Source organism: Spirosoma fluminis, from assembly GCF_054778895.1.
In genome coordinates this window covers 120,123-143,124 of sequence record NZ_BAAGZD010000041.1, presented here as the reverse complement: position 1 = coordinate 143,124, position 23,002 = coordinate 120,123, and the positions used below count along the sequence as shown (strand labels likewise).

Sequence of the window (23,002 nt, the reverse complement as noted above, 5' to 3'; positions counted from 1 at the left end):
GCCCAAAAGTAGCATAAGTCCCGAAAACCTCCCAAGAAAGTACACAAATAAAAGCGGTAGATGGGCTTTGGACTTAGTTTAATGCTATTTTTGCTTCTAATGGACAATTCATTAAATCATCGCCTTAATCTCTTTCAGTCGCTGGTCGGTCAGGACATGAGCACGAGCATTTCGCCATTCGGCCGGTGGCTTAATGGGACGCTTCGGTCGGTTGAGATCGGTCGATTAGTGGCTGATTTTACGATTCGTGAGGACATGACCAATCCGGCGGGGGTGTTACACGGCGGGGCGGCAGCCGGTATATTAGACGACCTGATCGGGGCAATGGTCTTCACACTTGGCCGAGAGCACGCCTTTACGTCCGTGAACATCGCGGTGGACTTTTTGCATGCAGCCCGCATGGGTGAGGTCGTGATGGCAACGGCGGAGGTGATCAGAGCGGGTAAAAACATTATTCATTGCGAAGGACGTATCGTGGCTGCCGATGGGAAGTTAATTGCCAAGTGCGCAACAAACCTGGTTCAGACATCAGTCAAGCTTCCTTTTTAAAGACAAATGACCAGTTATTACGGATGGGCTATTGATTATTAATTGATGTATTCGTAATTTTGCACCCTCATTTTCAATTTTATACACAAATCATGTACGCAATCGTAGAGATCGCAGGGCAGCAATTCAAGATCCAGAAAGGTCGTTCTATCTATACCCACCGGTTAGAGGGCGATGTGGACGCTGCACTTGCCTCCGACAAGGTGAAAGTTCTCCTTGTTGACAACGAAGGGAGCATTACCGTTGGTGCCCCAACCGTCGCCGGAGCGACAGTAGCCGCCAAAATCGTTGAACACCTGAAAGGCGAAAAAGTAATCGTCTTCAAAAAGAAACGTCGGAAAGGCTATAAAAAGAAGAATGGTCACCGCCAGTATTTGACCAAAGTTTTGATCGAAGATATCACTTTATAAGTAGTCAGAAGCGAGCGGTGAGAGATGAGAATGCTCCGCAGAAGCGGATACATAGTAACTTCCATCTCCTGGCTCCTAACTCCTAAAAAAATGGCACACAAGAAAGGTGTAGGTAGTTCCAAAAACGGCCGCGATTCACACAGCAAACGCCTGGGTGTGAAACTGTTCGGCGGTCAGTCGGCCATTGCCGGCAACATTATTATTCGTCAGCGTGGTACGAAGCATCACCCTGGCAAAAACGTTGGTCTGGGTAAAGACTATACGTTATTTGCCCTGGTTGATGGCGTCGTGAAGTTCCGTCCCGGCCGCGATAGCCGTTCGTACGTCGACATCATTCCCGCTGGTCCGTCTGCCGTTGAGGTGGCACCCGTAGCTGCGGCACCTGTCGAAGCGTAGTCGAAGCGCAGAAGCTTTATATGAACCCGTCTGGCGAATACCCGGCGGGTTTTTTTGTGGTTAAAAACTAAAAAAAGGGGGATGCTGTTAAACGCATAACCACGAACCGGAAACGATAAACCGCATACGAAAATGAATCAGACGTTAGGTCGCCCAGTATCTATATTCACGGAAGGAAGCCCCAACCCGAACTCCATGAAGTTCGTTGTTAATTTTGAGCTGGTTCCGTCCGGGCTTTCATTCGATTATGCCACGCCGGGCGATGCCCTGCTGGATGGCAAGTCTTCTCCATTGGCGGTGGCTTTATTTGGGTTTGAGTTCGTGCGTCGCGTGTTCATATCCGCTAATTTCGTAACCGTCACCAAAGACGACGAGACGGATTGGGATGAGGTCCTGTTCGAGGTGAAATTGTTCTTAAAAGAATATTTCAGTGAGCAGAAGCCGGTGTTTGCGCAGCGGACGATGGATGCCAATACCACCAAACTGGAGATAGATTCGGAAACGGTACAAAAAATCAAGGCGGTGCTGGATCAGTACGTACGGCCAGCCGTTGAATCGGATGGAGGGGCCATAAACTTTCACTCCTTCGATGAGCCAAGCGGTACGGTGAAAGTGCTCTTGCAGGGCTCATGCAGCGGATGCCCCTCATCGACGCTGACACTGAAAGCGGGTATTGAAAACCTACTGACTCGCCTGGTACCAGAGGTTAAACTGGTCGAAGCCGAAGGCGTTTAGTTGCTATAAACAGGCCGCCCTCAGTTGGTTGTACATGCTCGAAAAAGCGTTTACAACCGACTGAGGGCGGCCTGTTTATTTTCCACTTACTCAATAAAGCACAAATCAGGTCAACAGGCAGCGCGAATAGACGTTTACTTTACACGAGAATTTACCAACTAATCTACCATTCATGAAGTATTCGCTGTTGCTGGGGTCACTATTGCTGATGACAACGGCCAGTTTTGGCCAGAATTTATTAGGCCTGTCAACGAGTCGTTACGGCGGAACCAATCGATTATACATTAACCCTTCATTAGCTGCCGATTCGCCGAGCAACGTTTATTTCAACGTATTTGTCGGCAATATTCACGCCAACAACAACTTTCTCCGCTACCAGGCCCCCTTTTCGCTGTTAAGCCTGATTACAGGTACGGTACCCGATCAGTATAAAAGCCAGGACGGTTCGTTGAATTTTGCGGTGGGCTACACCCGCGAAACGCTCGATGGGAGACCTAAAAATGGAACCCTGGCTGGCGAGGTACGGGGACCGGCTCTTCTGATGCGTACCGGCGCACGGGGTGCCTTTGCGATAACAAGCCGGTTTAGGGCTGTTGGACAGGTCATGGGCGCGTCAGAATCGCTGCTGTCTGCGTTTCGGGCGGGTTTGAACGATGGCGCTCTATACAGCATTCCGAGTAACGACAATCAGCTCAGTGCCAATACCAATACGTATGCGGAGTTAGGCCTGACGTATGCCGGTACCGTTTGGGAAGGGGATGGGCAACAGCTGTTAGTCGGTGCTACGGTGAAAGGGTTGCTCGGCTACAATGCACAGCACTTTATCAACCGGGGCCTGAACTACCGCATTGCTACGGACCCGAGCAATCCGAACACGGCTTTCCTAGAGGTCAATCAACTGAACGCTACGCTGGGCTACACAACCTTTCTGCAAAATCGGTCGCTGAATCTTAAATCCCTTCTCAGCACGGCCGCGCCCGGCGTGGGAATTGGGTTCGACCTTGGCTTTACGTACGTCAGTCAGTACGACTCCGACAGCCCCGCCTTGCGGATCGGGGCCGCAGTGACGGATCTGGGCGGGTTAACTTATAAAGGGGAGCAGTATAATTACACCGATATTGGTCAAAATCCTGTGCGGTTCGGAAGCAGCGACTTCAACAATGTCAGTGGTAGCATTGAGGTTACCCGCGTGATTCAGGAAAAGCTGAACACAGGGCGGAATCCAGATCGCACTACGTTCCGGGCCGGTTTACCTACCTCGATCAATCTGTCTCTTGACTATCAGATGCCGGATGGGGTGGGCATTAACGTAACGTATTTGCAGGACGCCCGGTCCATACAGGCTACGGCCATTCATCAGCCGACCATTTTTGCGGTTACTCCCCGTTACGATGCCCGATGGTTAAGCATCGCCGTGCCAATTGCCTACCTGAACCGGGGCTTTACGGCGGGGGCGTCGCTACGGGTTGGCCCCGCCTGGCTCGGCACTGACAATTTTCTGGGTCTCGTCGGAAACAGCTCAAATGGTATTCAGCCGCGAGGTTTAGACGTATACGCGGGTATTGCGTTCGGCATTAGCCGAGCCGACGATGACGAGTAATGCGGGCTTTTGTTTTCGGCGAAAATCCGTAAATTTGGTCGATTCAGACCGGGTCAAATCCCAGCCGTAAACCGAGATTTACTGGGTCAGTTATGACCGAACGAACGACTTTTTTCGATACACCACTTCTTTACCTGAAGGGTCTAGGCCCGCAGCGGACGGAGCTGCTCAATAAAGAGCTGAATCTGTTTACCTACGGCGACCTGATCCAATATTATCCGTTTCGCTACGACGACCGGTCGCGTTACTACACGATCAGTGAACTGATGGATTCCATGCCGTCGGCCCAGGTACGAGGGCGGCTCCGTGACTGGTCTATGGAAGGCGAAGGGCCCAAGAAGCGACTCGTCGCTACGTTCACCGATGGAACCGGATCCATTAGTCTGGTCTGGTTCCAGGGCATTACGTATATTGAAAAGACGCTCCGTCGCGATGGAGAGTACGTTGCCTACGGAAAGCCGCAATCCTTTAACGGTCAGTTCAGCATTGTCCATCCTGAACTGGACAATGCCGTGACGGCTTCGGAGCATGAGCCGGGTTTTTTTCCGGTTTATAACCTGACCGATAAGCTTCGTAAGCGCCACCTGGATAGTAAGGCGATCGGAAAAGTGATGCGTGGGCTGCTCGAGCAATCCTGGCCGCATATTCGCGAAACCTTACCCGAGTCACTGATCCAGCAATACCGGCTTATCGGCAAGCGGGAAGCCATGTGGAACATCCACCTGCCGCAGGATCAGGCCTGGCTGAAGCAGGCGCAACGTCGGCTGAAGTTCGAAGAACTGTTTTACAACCAGTTGCGGCTGATCAAAAACAAGCTGATTCAGAAAGAAGAGTTTCCCGGCCAGATCTTCCGCGATACGTCGCTGATGAAGCACTTTTATAGTGAACTGCTTCCTTTTGAACTGACGGGCGCGCAGCAGCGCGTCATTAAAGAAATCTACGCCGATTTTCTGACGGGCAAGCAGATGAATCGGTTGCTGCAGGGTGACGTAGGAAGTGGCAAAACCATAGTGGCGTTTATTGCCTGTCTGATGGCCATTGGCAATGGGGCGCAGGCCTGTATCATGGCCCCCACCGAAATTCTGGCCGATCAGCATTACAATGGGTTAAAGCCGTTTGCTGAGGCTATGGGCCTGAACCTGGGTATTTTAACGGGCTCAACCAACAAAAAACGTCGGGTCGTTCTGCACGAAGAGCTGCAATCCGGAAAGATGCATATTCTCGTCGGCACCCATGCCTTGCTGGAAGACGCCGTGCAGTACAAGAATCTTGGCCTGTCTATCATCGACGAACAGCATCGGTTTGGTGTAGCGCAGCGGGCTAAACTCTGGCGCAAGAACGAGACCGTACCACCTCATATTTTGGTTATGACGGCTACGCCCATTCCCAGGACGCTTGCCATGACGCTCTATGGAAATCTGGACGTATCGGTGATTGATGAGTTGCCCAAAGGACGTAAGCCAATCAAAACCGTTCATAAGTACGACAAGCATCGCTCGGAGGTATTCGGGTTTATGCGGCAGCAGATTGAGCTTGGCCGTCAGGTGTACGTTGTGTATCCGCTCATCGAAGAGTCCGAAAAGCTGGATTACAAAGACCTGATGGATGGCTTCGAGAGCATGCAGCGCGCTTTCCCGCGGCCCAGGTACGAGATTGGGATTCTGCACGGGAAGATGCTGCCGTACGAAAAAGATGACGAGATGAAGCGGTTCATCAACCGCGAAACGCAGATTCTGGTAGCAACGACGGTTATCGAGGTTGGGGTGAACGTACCGAATGCCAGTGTCATGGTCATCGAAAGTGCGGAGCGTTTTGGCCTTTCTCAACTGCACCAGCTGCGCGGTCGGGTAGGGCGGGGGGCCGAACAGTCGTATTGTGTTATGATGACGGGCTATAAACTAAGCAGTGATACGCGCACCCGGCTCGAAACGATGTGTCGTACGAATAACGGCTTCGAAATTGCCGATGTCGACCTTCAACTTCGGGGACCCGGCGACCTGACCGGTACCCAGCAAAGCGGGGTTATGGATTTAATGATTGCCGACCTGGCCAAAGACGGGCCTATTCTGACAGCTGCCCGCGAATCAGCGCAAACCATTCTCTTGCAGGACCCTGAGTTGATACTGCCTCAGCACGCACCCATCCGCAATCACGTAGATAACATTAAAAAGTCGGAAAACAACTGGGGACGTATCTCGTAGTAATTCCTGCAAATGATGTGTGACCGGTTTTACAAGAATCGAAGTATATACCGTTTAATTTATAACATTAATTAAAATAGAGTAAGCATCTGGTAAAAAAGAGTAAGTAAAAACAACTACTCAACCGGCTTTAACCTAAGATTAATACACGTTAAATCTTGGTTAAAGCCCATGAAAAATCAATCTACTAAACAAGCGGCTTGCTCAATTCGGGAAGGGACCATCCCGCGCCGGGTGAACTGGGTCCGGGTCAATGTACTGGCCGTGCTGCTTGGCTTGTGCTGTTCACTAAGTGTACTAGCCCAATCCAGGCTAACCGGGAAGGTTACCGATGAACAGGGGCAAGGTTTACCCGGCGTTAGTGTCGTTGTGAAAGGCACCACGACCGGGTCCGTAACGGATGTTGAGGGTCGGTTCTCGCTCAACGTACCGGCGAATAACCAGACGCTCGTATTCTCGTACATTGGGTATGTCACCCAGGAAGTTGCCGTGAATGGTCGAAGCACCCTCAATCTCACATTAGCTTCGGACAACAAAATGCTCAACGAAGTCGTGGTGGTGGGGTATGGCGTGCAGAAGAAAGAAACGATTACGGGTTCGGTTGTTGCCGTTAAAGGCGCTGACCTGGTCAAATCGCCAACAACCAACTTGTCGAACTCGCTGGCGGGCCGCCTACCCGGCGTAATTGCCGTAAACCGGAGTGGTGAACCTGGCGCCGACGGATCTGCCATCCGGATTCGGGGTACCAATACCATTGGTAACAACAATGCCTTGGTTGTAGTGGATGGTATTCCGGCGCGGGCGGGTGGCCTGGATCGGATCAACCCGAATGATATTGAGAATATCTCCGTGCTGAAAGATGCATCAGCGGCTATTTACGGGTCGCGGGCGGCCAACGGCGTTATCCTGATTACGACCAAGCGTGGAAAAACGGGGAAACCCCAACTTTCTTACTCATTTAATCAAGGGTTTTCGCAGCCAACGGTTGTCCCGAAGCTGGCCAATGCGGGCCAGTATGCTCAAATGCTTAATGACCTGGACATCTATGGGTTACCCGTCAGTGAGTGGTCAGCGGCTACGCAGGCATATAAGACTTCGGGTAACTATACCCGTCCAGACGGTTCAGTACGCAAAGCACCTTACACACCAGAGGATATTACCAAATATAACGATGGCTCTGATCCGTGGGGTCATCCCAATACCGACTGGTACGGCTCGACGCTTAAAACCTGGTCTCCGCAGCAGCAGCATAATCTGCAGCTAACCGGCGGAACTGAAGATTTCAAGTATCTGGCCTCGTTAGGATATCAGAACCAGGATGCGTACTACAAAAATTCAGCAACAGGCTACAAACAGTACGATGCGCGGGTGAACCTGGACGCCAATATCAACAAGTATATTCACTTATCTGTTGGTTTACTGGCTCGTGAAGAGTTCCGTTTTTACCCGACGCGTGGTGCCGGTGCTATTTTCCGGATGCAGATGCGGGGTAAGCCAAATCAACCGGCTTTCTGGCCCGACGGTCGTCCCGGCCCCGATATTGAAAATGGTGAAAACCCGGTAGTTATCACGACCAATGCAACGGGCTACGACCGCGACCGGCAGGATTACTTCCAGTCGAACGGTCAGGTCGATTTCAAGATACCCGGCATTGAAGGACTTAAGATCAGCGGTACAGCAGCTGTTGACAAACGCCTGCGTAACCGTCGGCTCTGGCAGACGCCCTGGACTCTCTACGAACGCGGAACAGGTACCGATGCCAACGGCATCCCGAACCTGACAGCCAGCGTACGCGGTCCGGCTGAACCTCGCCTGAACGTATACGGTGAAACGCAGTTAAATATTCTGCTGGGTGGCCTGGCTACCTATGAGCGGAAAATTGGCGACCACGGGCTGACATTCCTGGCCGGGGTAAACCGGGAGACCATCTCAGGGGATAACGTCGAGGCTTTTCGGCGCTTCTTTATTTCCCCCTCAATCGATCAGTTATTTGCGGGGGGAGATCTCGAAAAAAACGCAACGGGTGGTGCTTATAACCGGGCGCGTATCAACTACTTCGGCCGGGTAGCCTACAACTACAAAGAGAAGTATCTGGCCGAGTTTCTGTGGCGCTACGACGGCTCCGATATTTTCCCCGAAGCAACCCGCTATGGGTTCTTCCCCGGTTTTCTGGCCGGCTGGGTTATATCAGAGGAAAATTTCTGGAAGAACTCAGTGCCAGCGGTTAACTACCTGAAACTGCGGGGTTCGTGGGGGCAGCTGGGTAACGATCAGATTTACATTCCAAACACTGATCCACCACAATTTGCCACTTATCAGTACCTGGCTACCTACGGGTTCAATACCTGGATTGTTGACAACGCACCGCGGACTACTCTGTCAGAAGCCCGGATTCCGAACCCGACCATTACGTGGGAGGTGGCCAACAATGCCAATATTGGTCTGGAAGGACAGTTGTTCAACGGTAAGATCAACTTCGAGTTCGATTACTTCAATAACCTGCGGACGTCCATCCTGTATCCCCGTAACGCGTCGATCCCCCGCTCAACGGGCCTGACCTTACCGCCCGAAAATATCGGAAAACTACGAAACCGGGGCTTTGACCTGCTCGTCGGCTACAACGGTCAATCCGGAGCTCTGAAGTATTCGGTCAGTGTAAACGGCGGCTACGCACAGAACAAAATTTTATTCTGGGACGAGGCCCCCGGTGCACCCGAGTGGCAACGGACGACGGGCCGTGCGCTCGATTCATACCTGGTGTATGAGTACGACGGGGTATTTAAAGATCAGGCCGAGATTGATGCCAACAGGATCGATTATACGTCCATTGTGAAAACGATCCGCCCGGGCGACATGAAATACAAAGATTACAACGGCGACGGAAAAATTACCCCCGACGACCGGTATCGGCTCGAACGCACGAACCTACCCTTGTTTCAGGGCGGTATGAACATTACCGCTTCGTACAAAAACTTTGATTTGACCATCCTGTTTCAGGGATCGGCTGGGGCTCGTCAGTACATCAGCCTGGGCGAATCGGGTAACATCGGTAACTTTCTGAGTGAGTTTTATACCGATCGCTGGACGGTTGAGAATCCAAGTAGTGTTCACCCGCGGATTGCCAACCGGAGCGATCAGTATTACTCAAATGGAAACACGTACTGGCTGCGTTCGGCAGATTACATTCGGTTGAAGAACTTCGAACTGGGGTATACCATTCCCGAGGCTATTGGCCGGAAGGTAGGCCTTAACAACCTGCGGGTGTATGCGAACGGGCTGAACCTGTTCAACATTATTAATAAACTAGGTTCGTTCGATCCCGAATCGTCAAACTCGACTGGGCAATATTACCCACAAGCCCGTGTTATGAACTTCGGTGCATCGCTACGCTTCTAATCAGCAAGTCAATATGATACGTAACGTTAAAACCATAAGTTTAGCCTTGCTTCTCGGTGCTATGACCGTGACGGGCTGTAACGATAATTTTGTCAATACGCAACCGCTGGACCAGGTCTCCGGCACGGCTGTGTGGTCGGATGCTTCGCTCGCCGAAGCCTTCGTGACGGGCATTTATGCCGGCTTAGAGTTAGGTGGCTTCCGGGAGGAACAACTCGCATCGACCACCGACGAAGCGCAGTTTACGCACCCTGGCCGTAACATAACCACTATTACGGAAGGCCGGGCTAATGCCGCCGATCAGGGGTGGGCCAACAATCCGCATGAGTGGAATGCCATGTACCTGCGGATTCGGGCCTGTAACCTGGCTCTGGAGAACCTGGCCAAGCCTGGGTTCACCAATGCAAACAACATCGTGGAGCGGCTGACCGGCGAAGCCAAGTTTTTGCGCGCTTATTATTACCACCAGTTGGTTCGGTATTACGGTGGCGTACCGATTGTGGATAAGACCTACGGACTTGGTGCGGCTGATTACACCGTTCCCCGCAACACGATGGAGGAGTGTATCAACTTTATCGTGAAAGATGCCGACGAAGCGGCTACGCTGCTCAAGGGTAAAACAATGGCGCTGGGTCGGGCCAATGAGGCAGCCGCCCGCGCCCTGAAGTCCCGTATCCTGATCTATGCCGCCAGTGATTTGTACGACGCGGCAACGGCCAAGACTAAGTCGAGTGCTCATGCTGCCTTTTCCAGGCCCGAATTACTGGGCTATGTAAGTGGAAGCCGGACTGACCGCTGGCAGAAAGCCAAAGACGCGGCCAAAGCTGTACTGGATCTGACCGCCTACGGTTCACAACTGAATCTGGCCGCTCCGGCCACGAAAGAAGAAGGAACGGCTAACTACATGAACGTTGCGCTAGCCCGGAATGGTGGAGAAAAAGACATCCTTTTCTCGCGGCTGTTCTCGAACATCAAGCAGGAAGACGGCGGTCGTCAAGGGCTGTTCAACGGCCCGAACGGCTATCATAACTGGGCCGGAAATACGCCGATTCAGCAGATGGTCGACGACTACGAAATGATGGACGGAACCAAGTTCAGCTGGTCTAACCCAGCCCATGCTTCCACCCCTTACACGAACCGGGACCCGCGTTTTTACGCATCGATTCTGTATGACGGTGCGCCCTGGAAGCCCCGTACTGCCGACGTAGCGGCCAAAGACCCCGCCAATCAGATTCAGACTGGCCAGTATGAGGTAATCAGCGGTGGTAACAAAGTGTCCATAGCTGGGCTCGATACCCGTAAAAGTTCCGTGGAAGACTGGAATGGCAGCTACACGGGTTATTATATGCGGAAGTTTGTTGACCCCAGCCCGGCTATTGTCGACCAGAATACTTGGCAGCAGATTCCCTGGCCATTCCTGCGGTACACCGAGGCTGTGTTAAACTATGCCGAGGCCTGCATCGAACTGGGCCAGGATGCCGAAGCCGTTACCTGGCTAAATAAAATTCGCTTCCGCGCGGGTATGCCTGCCCTGACGGAAACGGGTGATGCACTGCGGCAGCGGTACCGGAACGAGCGCCGGGTTGAACTGGCCTTCGAAGAACACCGCTATCACGATGCCCGGCGCTGGATGATTGCCCCCGCCACCCTGGGCCGTAAGGTACAGTGGATTACGATTACAGGTACGCTAAAACCAGGCAAAACGGTAACACTCTATCGGTATGACCCAACCAGTTACGATTATATGTATCGGGTTGTAGAAGGCGATCCTGGAAAAGAAAATCGTTCTTGGGACGATAAAATGTATTTCCGGCCGATCAACCGTGACGAAATGAACCGGAACGGTAAACTGTTGCAGAATCCAGGCTACCAATAACCGTTTATCTGCCTGACGTTCTATGATTCAACCGGTGCCAGCGTAGCGATATGCTGGCACCAATTTTTTATGAATAGCCAGACGTTCGTCATGAAAACAAAACTGCTGCTAATCGGCATCGGGATTATCGCCCACGTAACCAGCTGGGCGCAGACATCGCCGGTAATTCGGATAAAAGGAGGGGCCGAAGGAGCCAAAGCGATCCCATTCGCCGACCGATACCGCTATGACCAGTTTCGCGAGGGAAAAGTAATCTACCAGAATGGAACGGCGGCCGCTGCCCGGCTGAACTATCATATTCTGCTGGGTGAAATGCAGTTTATCAATCCCAACGGCGACACGCTGGCCTTGGTGGACGACCCGGTTGTCCGGCTTATTGGGATCAACGGCCCGATGGCACAGCAGGATTTGTTTGTTTACGACCGGTTAAAAGGATATATAGAGGTTGTTGCCGATGATAACGGCTACAGGTTGGGAATGAAGCAAGGCGTGAAAACGGTCAAAAATGAAAAACGGGGTGGGTATGATCAGTCGTCTGGCGTGTCGGCCATCACCAACTATCAGTTCAGTGTATCAGGCAATGCTTCAATTGCCAAACTCGATGCAAAAGGCGATCTTTTGTTGATCAAAGACAAAACTTATTTCATTATTGACCCGAATGGCCGATCTTATCCCATTAACAGAGCCAGCCTGTTGAAAGTATTCAACAAACATCGTCAGCAGGTGGCCGCGTATCTCGACAACGAAGCCATCAACTTTAGAGAGGAAGCTGACCTGAAAAAATTGCTCCACTATTGCAGTGGATTGTGAAGCTATTTAGGGTTTAACTTTGAGGAAGTTTTGCCTATTTTAATCGACTACGTGTCCCGGTTAGTGTACCAAAAGTCGGCCGACTTTTCGCTGGATTCCCAGTAGCTGAACCGGCTCTATTTTAAACTTTATCTGTAGTGCATTTTTCGTTTCCGTTTTATATGAAGTTGTCGTCGCGGGCTGCGTGTGGTTGGTTAGTGCTGACAACCTGTTGGCTTGGTTTGAGTTGCCAGAAAAAAGAGGCTGCCAATGAGCAGACCACCACGGTCGAAACCAGTGGCCCACCGCTGTTTACCCTACTTTCTCCGGACCAGACCGGCGTTACGTTTGCCAATAACCTGGACGAAGGGCTGAACACCAACGTCATGATGTATGAATACTTCTACAACGGGGGTGGTGTGGCAGTTGGTGATCTGAACGGGGACGGCTTTGATGATCTGTATTTCACCGGGAATATGACCCCGAACCGGCTATACCTGAACCGGAAAAACATGCGGTTTGAGGACGTAACAGACAAAGCGGGTGTAGCTGGTCGCGAAGGTCCCTGGAAAACCGGCGTCACCATGGCGGATGTAAATGGCGATGGTCGGCTCGACATTTATGTGTGTCATTCCGGCAGCTTAAGCCCGGAAAAACGGTTGCCTGAACTGTTTATTAATGAAGGTCCCGATGCGCAGGGAGTTCCGCACTTTACAGACCAGACGGCCGCGTATGGTTTAGCTAAGCCGATGCAGAGCACGCAGGGCGCTTTTTTCGATTACGACCGCGATGGTGATCTTGATCTGTTTCAGCTAAACCATAATCCCCGATTATTACCAGTGCTTGAGGCCACGGCTACCGCGTCACTGCTCAAGCAGGCTAATCCTGAAATTGGGGTACGGCTGTTCAAGAACACGGGCAAGCGCTTCGAAGACGTTACCGAAAAGGCCGGGCTGAGTAGCTCGGTACTGACATACGGCCTGGGCGTTGGGGTTTCGGACCTCAATAACGACGGCTGGCCGGATGTATACGTATCGAATGATTATGGCGTGCCGGACTACCTGTACCTCAACCAGAAAAACGGTACGTTCAAAAATACGTTGAAAACCTCGCTGGGACATATCTCCAACTTCTCGATGGGAAATGCTCTCGCTGACGTCAACAACGACGCCCGTCCGGATATCCTGACGCTGGATATGCTGCCCGAAGACAACCGACGGCAGAAGCTGCTCATGGCCCCGGACAATTACGAAAAATACGCGCTTGCCGTTGAATCGGGCTTCCACCACCAGACCATGCGCAACATGCTTCAGCTCAACAACGGTGATGAAGCCAACAATCTTTCGTTCCGCGAAGTTGGGCAACTGGCGGGCATTTCGAATACCGACTGGAGCTGGGCACCCTTGTTTGCCGATTATGACAATGACGGCTGGAAAGATTTATACGTAACAAACGGCTACGTGCGTGACTACACGAATATGGATTTTCTGAAGTACATGAACGACTTCATGCAAAACCGACCGACTAATCCCACCCGTGAGGATGTGTTACAGCTGGTGCATCAGATGCCTTCGTCCAACGTAGCAAACTATATGTTTCGCAACCAGGGTGGTGATCAGACCGGAAACGTAACGTTTGCCAATGCCGGAGCCGCCTGGGGCTTAACCCAGGTGTCGAACAGCACGGGAGCGGCCTATGCTGATTTAGACAATGACGGTGATCTGGATCTGGTCGTAAACAACACCAATCAACCCGCATTCATCTTTCAAAACGAAGCGAACAAGCAACGTAACCACCATTACCTGACGGTTCAGCTGGCCGGAAGTGGGGCCAACACGCAGGGCGTGGGTGCTAAAGTGATCGTATACCAGGCTGGCAAGCAGCAGTTTGTGGAACAGATGCCGACGCGTGGTTATCAGTCCAGCGTTGCGCTCCGTTTGCATTTCGGCCTGGGTACTAACCCCCGTATTGATTCCTTACGGGTAATCTGGCCCACGGGAAAGCAACAACTCCTGACCAATGTAACGGGCGACAAGCTGCTGACGTTGCGGCAAACCGAAGCTAAAGAGACGTATCATCAGCTCCAACCCGAGTCTCCGTTGTTTCGGGAAACGGAATCCCCTATCCAGCAATCGTATCCGGCCCGGCCCATCAATGATTTTAAGCGACAGCCGCTGCTGGTAAATGCCTTATCATTCACTGGACCATGCCTGGCGAAGGCCGATGTGAATGGCGATGGCCTTGAAGATGTGTATGCCGGTGGCAGTAATGGACAAGCGGGTGTTTTGTTTCTGCAACAGGCCGGTGGACGTAATGGCTCCGGCTCATTCAGTCGTCGTACGCAGCCTGCCTTCGAAGCCGATAAGGCGAGTGAAGATGCTGATGCTGTTTTTTTCGATGCCAACGCCGATGGATTTGTCGATCTCTACGTATGCAGTGGCGGATACAATGATTTTCAGCTCAATGACCCCCGCTTGCAGGATCGATTGTACCTAAACGACGGCAAAGGAAATTTCACCAGAAGCACTACTGCGCTGCCAGCTATGCGTTCGAGCAAAAGTTGCGTGCGGGTCGCTGACGTTAACGGCGATGGTCGCCCCGATTTATTCGTGGGTGGGCGGGTTGTGCCGGGCCGGTATCCTGAAGCTCCGCAAAGCTATGTACTCATCAATACCAGTAAGGGTGGCCAGCCGCAGTTTACGGACCAGACGACGCGTTTGGCACCTGATTTGGCCCGTATCGGTATGGTGACCGATGCCGCCTGGACAGACCTGAATGGCGATCGGAAACCTGAACTGGTCGTAGTGGGGGAATGGATGCCCGTCAGCGTATTTGCGACCGAGAACGGTCAGTTTGTCAACAAAACAAGCCAGTATTTCGATAAAGAGAGCAGGGGGTGGTGGAACAAATTGCTGGTCGACGACTTCAACGGCGATGGTCGCCCCGACTTGATTGTCGGCAATTATGGTCTCAACACCCAGTGCCGGGCCAGTGATCAGCAGCCCGCCGAGCTGGTATATAAAGACTTCGATAACAACGGCAAAATTGATCCGGTCCTGTGTTTATACGTACAGGGCAAAAGTTACCCGCACGCCACCCGCGACGAACTGCTCGACCAGGTCGGTATGCTGCGCTCCCGCTTTACAAGTTACGATACGTATGCCAGCGCTACGTTGACCGACATCTTTACCGCTGATGAACTACGCGAAGCCAGTACGCTAACGGCCAACCAGCTGCAGACTACTTACTTTGCGAGTACGAAAGCGGGTAAACTAATACCGAAACCGTTGCCAGTGACTGCCCAGCTAGCGCCGGTTTACACCATAACCAGCCTCGATTACGACCGCGATGGTCGAAAAGACCTGCTTTTGTGTGGGAACACTACCCAGGCCCGGTTACGATTTGGCCGTTCCGATGCAAACAATGGCGTTCTGCTGCATGGTACCGCTGGAGGAGGATTTGAAGCGGTGCCCCCGGCTCGCTCGGGCTTTCGCCTGACGGGTGACGTACGGAGTGTGTTACCCATTGGAAACACGTTGCTCGTTGGCATCAATCAACAGCCTGTTCGGGCGTATCAATCCGCCAAACCCTAAGTTAAGTTACCAGATAGTTCATGTTGTATGGCAACGAACATTACAGTAGCTGAATACGGCTTAATTAGCGTTGCCCGCGAATATGAGGAGCCGACTGGTGACGTAGTGTTTGTGGCTGATACTACGTTTAAGGTGCTTCGGCAACTGGCTTTCGACACCGAAGGGGTTGATTCACTGCTCACTTTTTTTGTGCAGAAAGGACGCGAATACGTTCGGGTACGTAATTACGTCGGCGTAGTAACCCTGCCTGATGGCACGCAACTTGAAATTGTGCCCAAAGTAACAGGCGGGGTAGAGGGCCGGTCTGTTCTGTTCAATATGCTGAAATACCTGCGACATAGCCCGTTCCGGACGCTCGGATCGGCCCGAACCCAGGGTTTGTCGCTGCCCGTCTGGGATGTATTTGTAAGCGTGTTTCTGGATACCGTAGAACTGTTGGTCCGGCAGGGGCTGCAACAGGCGTATGTGTCGGCCGAACGAAACGGAACTAGCTGGAAAGGCAAATTTCAGCCCGCTCGTCAGCAGCGTGAGAATACATACCATGCTGAGCGCCTGGCCATACGGTACGATACGTTAACGGCCGACGTAGCGCCTAATCGCCTGGTGAAAACAACGCTGGATTTCGTGCTGCACCGAGCAACAAGTGGAGCAAACCAGCGCCGGATTCATCAGCTTTTAGGAGTGTTGGTCGACGTGCCCGTCTCTGAATCCATTCCGGCTGATCTGAAAAGCGTTCAGCGAATGAGCCGACTGTTTGACCGTTACAAACCGGCCATTCGCTGGTCGGAAGCGTTACTGACGGGAAACGGCTTTGGGGTTCGGACTGGATCGACCACGGATCTCTCCTTACTGTTTCCGATCGGGCAGGTATTTGAAGACTACGTTACGCATGGCATTCGAACGTATTGGCCCGAAGCGGGTGCCGTGGCCGTGCAGGAGTCGTCGGCTCACCTGGTCGATGAGCATGTTGGTCTGCCTAAGTTTAAGCTGCGCCCGGACATTATCATTCGCCAGCCGAGCCGGACGTTTGTGCTTGATACCAAGTGGAAGCAGATTAAAGGCGATGACCGGATCGGGAATTATGGTATCGAACAGACCGATTTATACCAGCTTTATGCCTATGGCAAGAAATACCAGGCTGACGAGCTGTTCCTAATCTACCCGGCTAATGAAACGTTTCGTGAACCACTGGCCGTGTTCGGGTATGATCCCGCTACCCGTCTGCACGTAGTGCCGTTCGATATAGCCGCTCCGTTAGCTAAAGAAGTAGAAATGCTGGCCGCGTACGCTTTATCGTTTTAATGATAGTTATAACGCAGATGACGCGGTAATGACGCAGGACGATAGCGCGAAAACGCTGTGTTTTTGCGTCATTTGCGTTTGAGCCGATCAACCACCGTAACCCTATGCCTCTAATTCTTACCCTCATCGGGATTCTTACCCTTGTTCTGTTAGTTGCTTTTGTTCGCTTAGACACGTTTATCTCGTTTGTGCTCGTTTCGCTCGGCATTGGGCTGGCATCGGGTATGAGCGTTGGGGACGTGGGTAAATCCATCCAGACCGGTATTGGCGGTACGCTCGGCGATCTGGTACTCATCATTGGGTTTGGCGCCATGCTGGGTCGGCTGGTTGCCGAGAGCGGAGCCGCCCGACGCATTACCGATGTACTGATTGGTATTTTCGGGCTCAAGAACATCCGCTGGGGGCTGGCGCTGGCGGGCTTCGTGGTCGGTATTCCCCTCTTCTACAATGCCGGGTTCATCATCGTTGTCCCGCTGATTTTCACCATTGCCGCTTCGTCCCGACTGCCGTTGCTGTCGGTGGCCGTTCCCATGTTATCGGCGCTATCAGTCGCGCACGGTTACCTGCCTCCGCACCCCTCGCCGTCGGCCGTAGCGGCCCAGCTTGACGCTAACATCGGCCAGACGCTGCTGTATGGCATCCTCATTGCCATTCCGGCCATAGTCATTGCCGGACCTATATTCGGTAAAACGCTGGTGAACATGAAAATCGCCCCCGACAAAGAGTTGTTCGATATTCGGGAGGTGCCTGATCAGAATTTGCCGGGTGCGGGCATCAGCTTTTTTGTGGCCCTGCTGCCGGTACTGCTGCTGACAACCTTTGGGCCGCTCAAAGGTGCGATGCCCGACGATTCACCGCTCAAAACCATCGTTACCATACTGGCTGAGCCGTATATGGGCATGCTCCTCTCAGTGCTGGTGGCTATGTACGCGCTGGGTATCCGGCGTGGAATGACCATGAAAGCGGTTACGAAAGACATGGAGGAAGCAGTAAAAGCCATTGCGCCGATTCTGCTCGTGATAGCCGGTGCGGGCGCATTGAAACAGATATTTAGTGACAGCGGCACCAGCAAATACATTGGTAGTTTGCTGGCCGATGCGTCTATTCCGCCGTTGGTACTGGCCTGGGGTATTGCCGCTTTTATCCGCATCTGCGTCGGGTCGGCTACCGTAGCCGGGTTAACGACATCCGGTATTATTGCCCCGCTTATTCAGAGCCAGACCATTAAACCCGAACTGATGGTACTGGCCATTGGCTCCGGGAGCCTGATGTTTTCGCACATCAATGATGGCGGTTTCTGGCTGTTTAAGGAGTATTTCAACCTGACCATCGGCCAGACGATTCGAACATGGTCGCTCATGGAAACCATTGTGTCTATTATCGGGCTGTTTGGCGTGCTGGCGTTGAACCTGGTTGTGTGAGAGCGTACCAAGTGAATTGCATTGTGTATGGTTTGTAATTAAAGACAGGCGCGTATCCCCGCCGTAGCGGGAATACGCGCCTGTGACTATTTCTGCAGTATTACTTCTAGCCAAATACGATCAACGTTCCGTAAGCTAGGGAGGCTTTCTTATCGGCGTATTTAGCGTCGTTTAAGTCAAGGATTTCGGTCCTAATTTATTCTTTTATACCGTCATCAGCCTTGCTCATGGCCGCTACTACGGGGGCGACAACATCGTTCATAAAATTCCAGTACGTAGCATTGCTGTCGTAAATCACCTGGTGATAACGACTTTCCCGTTGGTTACCAGTGACGCAATGGTTGGCCCCGGCTCCCCCATTCCGGAGGCCACATCAAGGACTATATCCGTACCGTGCAACCCTAACGCCCGAATAATTTCGTCCCCCATGGGTTTGAGAAAATTCATGGTGAAGTCGTCTCATTTCCGCCAGCCTGGAGAAAATTTATTCCAGGTCGCTTTCTGCTGTTCCCGAATCTATTCTAGTTAAGCTTCCATACGGTTACGATTTAGGTTGATTATTTACGTAAAGCCACGTATTGATTTTTCTAGGATATTATTGATACAAGCGATATAATCGCTGATAATCAGATTGTTGTTGGTTTTTGCTGCCGAAGATTTAGATTGATACTAGGACGATACAAATACGCTTTATCGAGTGGTATTGAGTTTCGACTGAAGGGTATCTCGGGAATTGGGCCCGTTCTAGCCAAAATTGTGACTGGGTAAATTCGCCAGATACGCTGCTTTTCTAGCCATGAAAACAATTCTCCGACTTTCCCTTTTACTGGTAGCCGGCTTACTGGCTATGGCCCCGGCAAAACCAACCCGTGTCGTTTTCTTCGGTGACTCAATCACCCAGGCGGGAATTAAACCCGGCGGGTATATTGACCGCTTAAAGACAATGCTGCCCGGCGATCAGTTTGAACTGATTGGAGCGGGTATCGGCGGCAACAAGATTTATGACCTGTTCCTGCGCATGGATGACGATGTGCTGGCGCAAAATCCCGATGTTGTTGTCGTTTGGGTGGGCGTGAATGACGTCTGGCACAAGGCAACCTACGGCACCGGTACCGATCCCGACAAGTTTGTGAAATTCTACGAAGCTGTTGTGAAAAAATTGCAGGCTGCCAATGCTCGGGTTGTTCTCTGCACGCCTGCGACTATCGGCGAGAAAACCGATATGAGCAACCAGCAGGATGGCGACTTGAACCAGTACAGCCAGTTGATCCGCGATATTGCCAAGCGCCAGAACCTGCCCCTGGTCGATCTGCGCAAAGCGTTCCTAGACCATAACCTCAAGAACAATCCCGAAAACAAGGATCGTGGCATTCTGACTACCGACCGCGTTCACCTGAGTGAAGCCGGTAATCAGTTTGTGGCCGAACAGATGCAAAAAGTGCTGTCGACGGTAAAATAAGAAGACTATAACTTTCAGACCCGTAGGGTTCTAGACTTCATTCCCCGAGCTGTTAGCTTTCCGTTGGGAGCTAACAGCTCTGCTTTTTTACTGCCTTGTCCGTAGCGGTATCCAGCCACTCAATGCGGTAAGCGCCTTTAGGCCTCATTAATTGTATCGAAAAAGTACAGGTACTCCAATCGTCCGGCGCCGTTACGTTAAAGTCAGTCACTTTATTCAACGCATAATTAGTTCGACGAAACCATCGCCAAATTTCAAGGTTATGGGTCTGATAAGCGGCTCAACAATTTCTTATTATTGATTTAAGCGGTGTTGCCATGATTAATGAATGGTTTGGCGATATTTTTCACAAAGATGATCAGTTAACCGATCCGCAAATGGCCTGTCGGGCGTTTGTTGTATTTATGCTGGCTATAGCGCTGGTTCGTTTAGCAGGCCGACGGGCGTTTGGGCTACGGTCACCGTTTGATACGGTCATTTCGCTTTTGTTAGGAGCTACACTGAGCCGCGGTATCGTGGGGGCATCATCCTTCACGGGCACCTTGATGGCCTGCATAGTGCTGGTTGTTTTGCATCGCTTGTGTGCCTATGTGAGTGTACGCAGCCCTGAATTTAGTCGATTGATGAGCGGCCAGCAGAGAATTCTGTATGAGAATGGCCGGTTCCACAAAGAGCACATGGATGCTATGTTGGTTACCAAACAAGACTTGCAGGAAGCGGCAAGGCACGAAGGAAACGAAGCCTCGCTGGATGATGTAGCCGCGGCCTTCATTGAACGGAACGGACAGATTAGCATCATTAAGAAGCAGCCTCCAGAGAAGAAAAAGACAGTGCTATGACCTATCATGTTGTGTAAAGCTGCTTATAAAACCCGTCGTCAGCCGGGCTATTTTGAAACATTCGGTAATCTTCATAAACCAAACAGGCGTCTGATGCTTAGACGCCTGTTTGGTTTCATATAATCAATTCAAAAACGTGTCAGGGCAGCGCGAACGCTACGTATTGATTACCTTTTCTAGCGCCTAACTTGGCTCCTCCGCAGGCAATTACTACGTACTGTTTACCTCCTGCCTGATACGTAGCGGGCGTGGCAAAGCCAGCCGCGGGAAGCTGCGTTTCCCAGAGGAGCTTCCCGGTTTTTTTGTCGAAGGCCCGAAATTTCTCGTCTTTAGTAGCCGCAATGAACAGCAGACCGCTAGCCGTTACGACGGGTCCGCCGTAGTTTTCCGTACCTGTATTGCGAATCCCTTTAGCTGCCAGCTCCTTTTCTTCGCCCAGCGGAATCTTCCACAGAAACTCGCCCGTGTTCAGGTTGATGGCGTTAAGCGTTCCCCAGGGTGGTGCAATGGCCGGGTAACCTTTGCTGTCCTGAAATTTGTTGTAGCCCGTTACTTTATAGGGTAAATAAGGCTCCTTAACCTTCGCGGGGTAGGGCGAGCCGCTCGACACCTCCTGCTTTTCGTCGTTGAACAGGAAAGCAACCAGCGCCTGCTTTTCGTCGGCAGAGAGGGCTGTAAAACCGGGCATCATGCCTTTACCGGTCGTAACGATATTCGTTACGTAAGGCCGGTCACGCCGTTGGGCAATATCGACCAGAGACGGGTAGCCGCTGCGTGCATTCCCTTTCCGCTCGGCCCCGTGGCATCCGACGCAATTCTGGGTGTAGACCCGCTGGCCAGGGCTAAGATGTGCGAGTTCGTCGCTTTTAGGAGCGTCAACGATGGTGAATATCCACGGTACATCGTTTGCGTTTACGTATAAAATACCGTCCGGGTCAGCCGCTGAACCGCCCCATTCAGCCCCACCGTCACAACCCGGAAACAGCAGGCTGCCACGTTTGCTGAACGGCTCATAGAATCGACTGCCAATGCCCCGGAATACCTTCAACAACGAATCACGATCAGTCGAATACGGGTTAATGTCGGCTTCGGTCATCTTCTGCCGGGCAAACGCAGCGGGCTTCCGGGGAACGGGTTGGGTAGGCCAGCTGAACTCACCCGGCAGGTCAGATTTGGGTACCGGAACCTCGTCAATCAGAAATAGAGGCTTGCCCGTTACCCGATCGAACACAAATACGTGGCCTGATTTGGTAACCTGAGCTACGGCATCGATTTTTCGGGGCCGACCGTCGGGGCCTTTCTGAGTAATCGTTACCAGATTCGGCGGAGAGGGAAAATCGCGGTCCCAGATGTCATGGTGAACGGCCTGGAAGTGCCAGAGCCGCTTACCCGTTCTGGCATCCAGGGCAAGCAGGCAGTTGGCAAACAGATTTTGCCCTTTTCGATTACCGCCGTAAAAATCGTACGAAGCTGAGCCGGTCGGTACGTAGATAATGCCGCGAGGCCGGTCAATGGCCGTACCCGACCAGTTGTTGGCTCCGCCTATATCGATGTTCTTATGGGCTTCTTTGGGCCAGGTTTCGTACCCATAGTCGCCGGGCTTGGGAATGGTCCGAAACGTCCAGGCCAATTTGCCGGTTCGTACGTTAAACGCGCGGATGTAACCGGGAGCCGCATCTGATCCTTCCGATACGCGAACGGGCATGATGATCAGATCTTCGAAAACGGTGCCGGGCGTATTCGAAATAATAAATTTGTCTTTGGCCTGTTCCCCCAACCCTGCGTGCAGGTCGGTATGGCCGTTTTCGCCGAAACTGTCGATAGGCTTGCCGGTTTTGGCGTCGAGGGCATACAGTAAGGGGCCGACGGTATAGAGGATACGCGCGGCTTCAGTGCCTGATCTAGGAGCCCAATAAGCCACACCCCGACTTGTGCTGTGCCATACTTTCAGGGGATCGCCAAATTTCCAGATTTCTTTGCCCGTCGTGGCATCGAGCGCAAAGGCCTGAACGGTGGGCGTAACGCCGTAGAACACACCGTCGATGATGATTGGATTAGTCTGGATCTGACCACTGTCGGGGGCCGAGTATGACCAGGCAACTTTAAGCTGACCAACATTCTGTGGATTTATCTGGGTGAGCGCTGAATAATGACTCCGATCCGGTCCACCGAGGTATTCGCCCCAGTTGGTGTAGTCATTGGGCTTGTCGTCCGTAAGGTTTTGGCCGAAGCGTACCCAGCCAAGCGCCAGTGCTGCCAGCGCACCGATCGGTAGAAGCAATCGTTTCATCGAGAGTAAACAAGGAATCCAACAAAACTATGAAATTTTGCTGTTTTAAAGAGAAGTGAAACGTATTGATATCAACCAAAACAAACGTAGTGTTTCACAATCCGCCAGCCCATAAAGCGGTGGACTATTCCATAGACAGCAAGCTG

At 52.1% G+C, this 23,002-nt stretch carries 16 protein-coding genes; 14 read left to right on the top strand and 2 right to left on the bottom strand.

The window, feature by feature from the left end:
- Nucleotides 1–99 precede the first annotated feature (99 nt).
- From ACYVBJ_RS22490 to ACYVBJ_RS22435, 12 genes are all read left to right on the top strand, one after another.
- The gene (locus ACYVBJ_RS22490; protein ID WP_460984545.1) at nucleotides 100–549 is read left to right on the top strand and encodes a PaaI family thioesterase; all 450 of its coding nucleotides are present in this window, start codon (nucleotides 100–102) and stop codon (nucleotides 547–549) included.
- Nucleotides 550–641: 92 nt separating this feature from the next.
- Complete coding sequence (gene rplU / locus ACYVBJ_RS22485) at nucleotides 642–959, top strand: 50S ribosomal protein L21 (RefSeq protein WP_460975565.1); 318 nt, start codon at nucleotides 642–644, stop codon at nucleotides 957–959.
- A gap of 90 nt (nucleotides 960–1,049) precedes the next feature.
- Nucleotides 1,050–1,355: a 50S ribosomal protein L27 gene (rpmA, locus tag ACYVBJ_RS22480; protein WP_460984544.1), complete on the top strand. Its 306-nt coding sequence runs from the start codon at nucleotides 1,050–1,052 to the stop codon at nucleotides 1,353–1,355.
- Nucleotides 1,356–1,487: 132 nt separating this feature from the next.
- Nucleotides 1,488–2,090: a NifU family protein gene (locus tag ACYVBJ_RS22475; protein ID WP_460984543.1), complete on the top strand. Its 603-nt coding sequence runs from the start codon at nucleotides 1,488–1,490 to the stop codon at nucleotides 2,088–2,090.
- Nucleotides 2,091–2,262: 172 nt separating this feature from the next.
- Complete coding sequence (locus ACYVBJ_RS22470; RefSeq protein ID WP_460984542.1) at nucleotides 2,263–3,690, top strand: DUF5723 family protein; 1,428 nt, start codon at nucleotides 2,263–2,265, stop codon at nucleotides 3,688–3,690.
- A 92-nt stretch (nucleotides 3,691–3,782) separates the two neighbouring features.
- Nucleotides 3,783–5,891: an ATP-dependent DNA helicase RecG gene (gene recG / locus ACYVBJ_RS22465; protein ID WP_460984541.1), complete on the top strand. Its 2,109-nt coding sequence runs from the start codon at nucleotides 3,783–3,785 to the stop codon at nucleotides 5,889–5,891.
- A 171-nt stretch (nucleotides 5,892–6,062) separates the two neighbouring features.
- On the top strand, nucleotides 6,063–9,287 hold the full coding sequence (locus ACYVBJ_RS22460) for a SusC/RagA family TonB-linked outer membrane protein (protein ID WP_460984540.1): 3,225 nt from the start codon (nucleotides 6,063–6,065) through the stop codon (nucleotides 9,285–9,287).
- Between the two features lie 13 nt (nucleotides 9,288–9,300).
- Nucleotides 9,301–11,163: a RagB/SusD family nutrient uptake outer membrane protein gene (locus tag ACYVBJ_RS22455; RefSeq protein ID WP_460984539.1), complete on the top strand. Its 1,863-nt coding sequence runs from the start codon at nucleotides 9,301–9,303 to the stop codon at nucleotides 11,161–11,163.
- 90 nt (nucleotides 11,164–11,253) lie between these two features.
- Nucleotides 11,254–11,973, top strand: coding sequence for a hypothetical protein (locus tag ACYVBJ_RS22450; protein WP_460984538.1), 720 nt, complete (start codon nucleotides 11,254–11,256; stop codon nucleotides 11,971–11,973).
- A 161-nt stretch (nucleotides 11,974–12,134) separates the two neighbouring features.
- Nucleotides 12,135–15,545 carry a VCBS repeat-containing protein gene (locus tag ACYVBJ_RS22445; protein WP_460984537.1) on the top strand — a complete coding sequence of 1,137 codons (3,411 nt, stop codon included), beginning with the start codon at nucleotides 12,135–12,137 and terminating at the stop codon, nucleotides 15,543–15,545.
- Between the two features lie 27 nt (nucleotides 15,546–15,572).
- Nucleotides 15,573–16,847, top strand: a complete 1,275-nt coding sequence (locus ACYVBJ_RS22440) for an McrC family protein (protein WP_460984536.1) — start codon at nucleotides 15,573–15,575, stop codon at nucleotides 16,845–16,847.
- 104 nt (nucleotides 16,848–16,951) lie between these two features.
- Nucleotides 16,952–18,268, top strand: a complete 1,317-nt coding sequence (locus ACYVBJ_RS22435; RefSeq protein WP_460984535.1) for a gluconate:H+ symporter — start codon at nucleotides 16,952–16,954, stop codon at nucleotides 18,266–18,268.
- Nucleotides 18,269–18,562: 294 nt separating this feature from the next.
- Here the strand turns inward: ACYVBJ_RS22435 and ACYVBJ_RS22430 are convergent, their stop codons facing one another.
- Nucleotides 18,563–18,715 (bottom strand): hypothetical protein, encoded by a 153-nt coding sequence (locus ACYVBJ_RS22430; RefSeq protein WP_460984534.1) that lies wholly within the window; start codon nucleotides 18,713–18,715, stop codon nucleotides 18,563–18,565.
- Nucleotides 18,716–19,064: 349 nt separating this feature from the next.
- On the opposite strand from ACYVBJ_RS22430, the gene ACYVBJ_RS22425 reads away from it, so the two are divergent.
- Nucleotides 19,065–19,727, top strand: a complete 663-nt coding sequence (locus ACYVBJ_RS22425) for an SGNH/GDSL hydrolase family protein (RefSeq protein WP_460984533.1) — start codon at nucleotides 19,065–19,067, stop codon at nucleotides 19,725–19,727.
- A 317-nt stretch (nucleotides 19,728–20,044) separates the two neighbouring features.
- A complete protein-coding gene (locus ACYVBJ_RS22420; protein WP_460984532.1) occupies nucleotides 20,045–20,566 on the top strand; it encodes a DUF421 domain-containing protein in 522 nt (173 codons plus the stop codon).
- Between the two features lie 139 nt (nucleotides 20,567–20,705).
- Here the strand turns inward: ACYVBJ_RS22420 and ACYVBJ_RS22415 are convergent, their stop codons facing one another.
- Nucleotides 20,706–22,856, bottom strand: coding sequence for an outer membrane protein assembly factor BamB family protein (locus ACYVBJ_RS22415; protein WP_460984531.1), 2,151 nt, complete (start codon nucleotides 22,854–22,856; stop codon nucleotides 20,706–20,708).
- Nucleotides 22,857–23,002 lie beyond the last annotated feature (146 nt).

Bases quoted from the DNA above. Each gene is read 5' to 3' on its own strand.
- ACYVBJ_RS22490 (WP_460984545.1), top strand. From the start codon at position 100: ATGGACAATTCATTAAATCATCGCCTTAATCTCTTTCAGTCGCTGGTC.
- rplU (WP_460975565.1), top strand. From the start codon at position 642: ATGTACGCAATCGTAGAGATCGCAGGGCAGCAATTCAAGATCCAGAAA.
- ACYVBJ_RS22425 (WP_460984533.1), top strand. From the start codon at position 19,065: ATGAAAACAATTCTCCGACTTTCCCTTTTACTGGTAGCCGGCTTACTG.
- ACYVBJ_RS22435 (WP_460984535.1), top strand. From the start codon at position 16,952: ATGCCTCTAATTCTTACCCTCATCGGGATTCTTACCCTTGTTCTGTTA.
- ACYVBJ_RS22420 (WP_460984532.1), top strand. From the start codon at position 20,045: ATGATTAATGAATGGTTTGGCGATATTTTTCACAAAGATGATCAGTTA.
- ACYVBJ_RS22475 (WP_460984543.1), top strand. From the start codon at position 1,488: ATGAATCAGACGTTAGGTCGCCCAGTATCTATATTCACGGAAGGAAGC.
- rpmA (WP_460984544.1), top strand. From the start codon at position 1,050: ATGGCACACAAGAAAGGTGTAGGTAGTTCCAAAAACGGCCGCGATTCA.
- ACYVBJ_RS22455 (WP_460984539.1), top strand. From the start codon at position 9,301: ATGATACGTAACGTTAAAACCATAAGTTTAGCCTTGCTTCTCGGTGCT.
- recG (WP_460984541.1), top strand. From the start codon at position 3,783: ATGACCGAACGAACGACTTTTTTCGATACACCACTTCTTTACCTGAAG.
- ACYVBJ_RS22450 (WP_460984538.1), top strand. From the start codon at position 11,254: ATGAAAACAAAACTGCTGCTAATCGGCATCGGGATTATCGCCCACGTA.
- ACYVBJ_RS22430 (WP_460984534.1), bottom strand. From the start codon at position 18,715: ATGAATTTTCTCAAACCCATGGGGGACGAAATTATTCGGGCGTTAGGG.
- ACYVBJ_RS22460 (WP_460984540.1), top strand. From the start codon at position 6,063: ATGAAAAATCAATCTACTAAACAAGCGGCTTGCTCAATTCGGGAAGGG.
- ACYVBJ_RS22415 (WP_460984531.1), bottom strand. From the start codon at position 22,856: ATGAAACGATTGCTTCTACCGATCGGTGCGCTGGCAGCACTGGCGCTT.
- ACYVBJ_RS22470 (WP_460984542.1), top strand. From the start codon at position 2,263: ATGAAGTATTCGCTGTTGCTGGGGTCACTATTGCTGATGACAACGGCC.
- ACYVBJ_RS22445 (WP_460984537.1), top strand. From the start codon at position 12,135: ATGAAGTTGTCGTCGCGGGCTGCGTGTGGTTGGTTAGTGCTGACAACC.
- ACYVBJ_RS22440 (WP_460984536.1), top strand. From the start codon at position 15,573: ATGGCAACGAACATTACAGTAGCTGAATACGGCTTAATTAGCGTTGCC.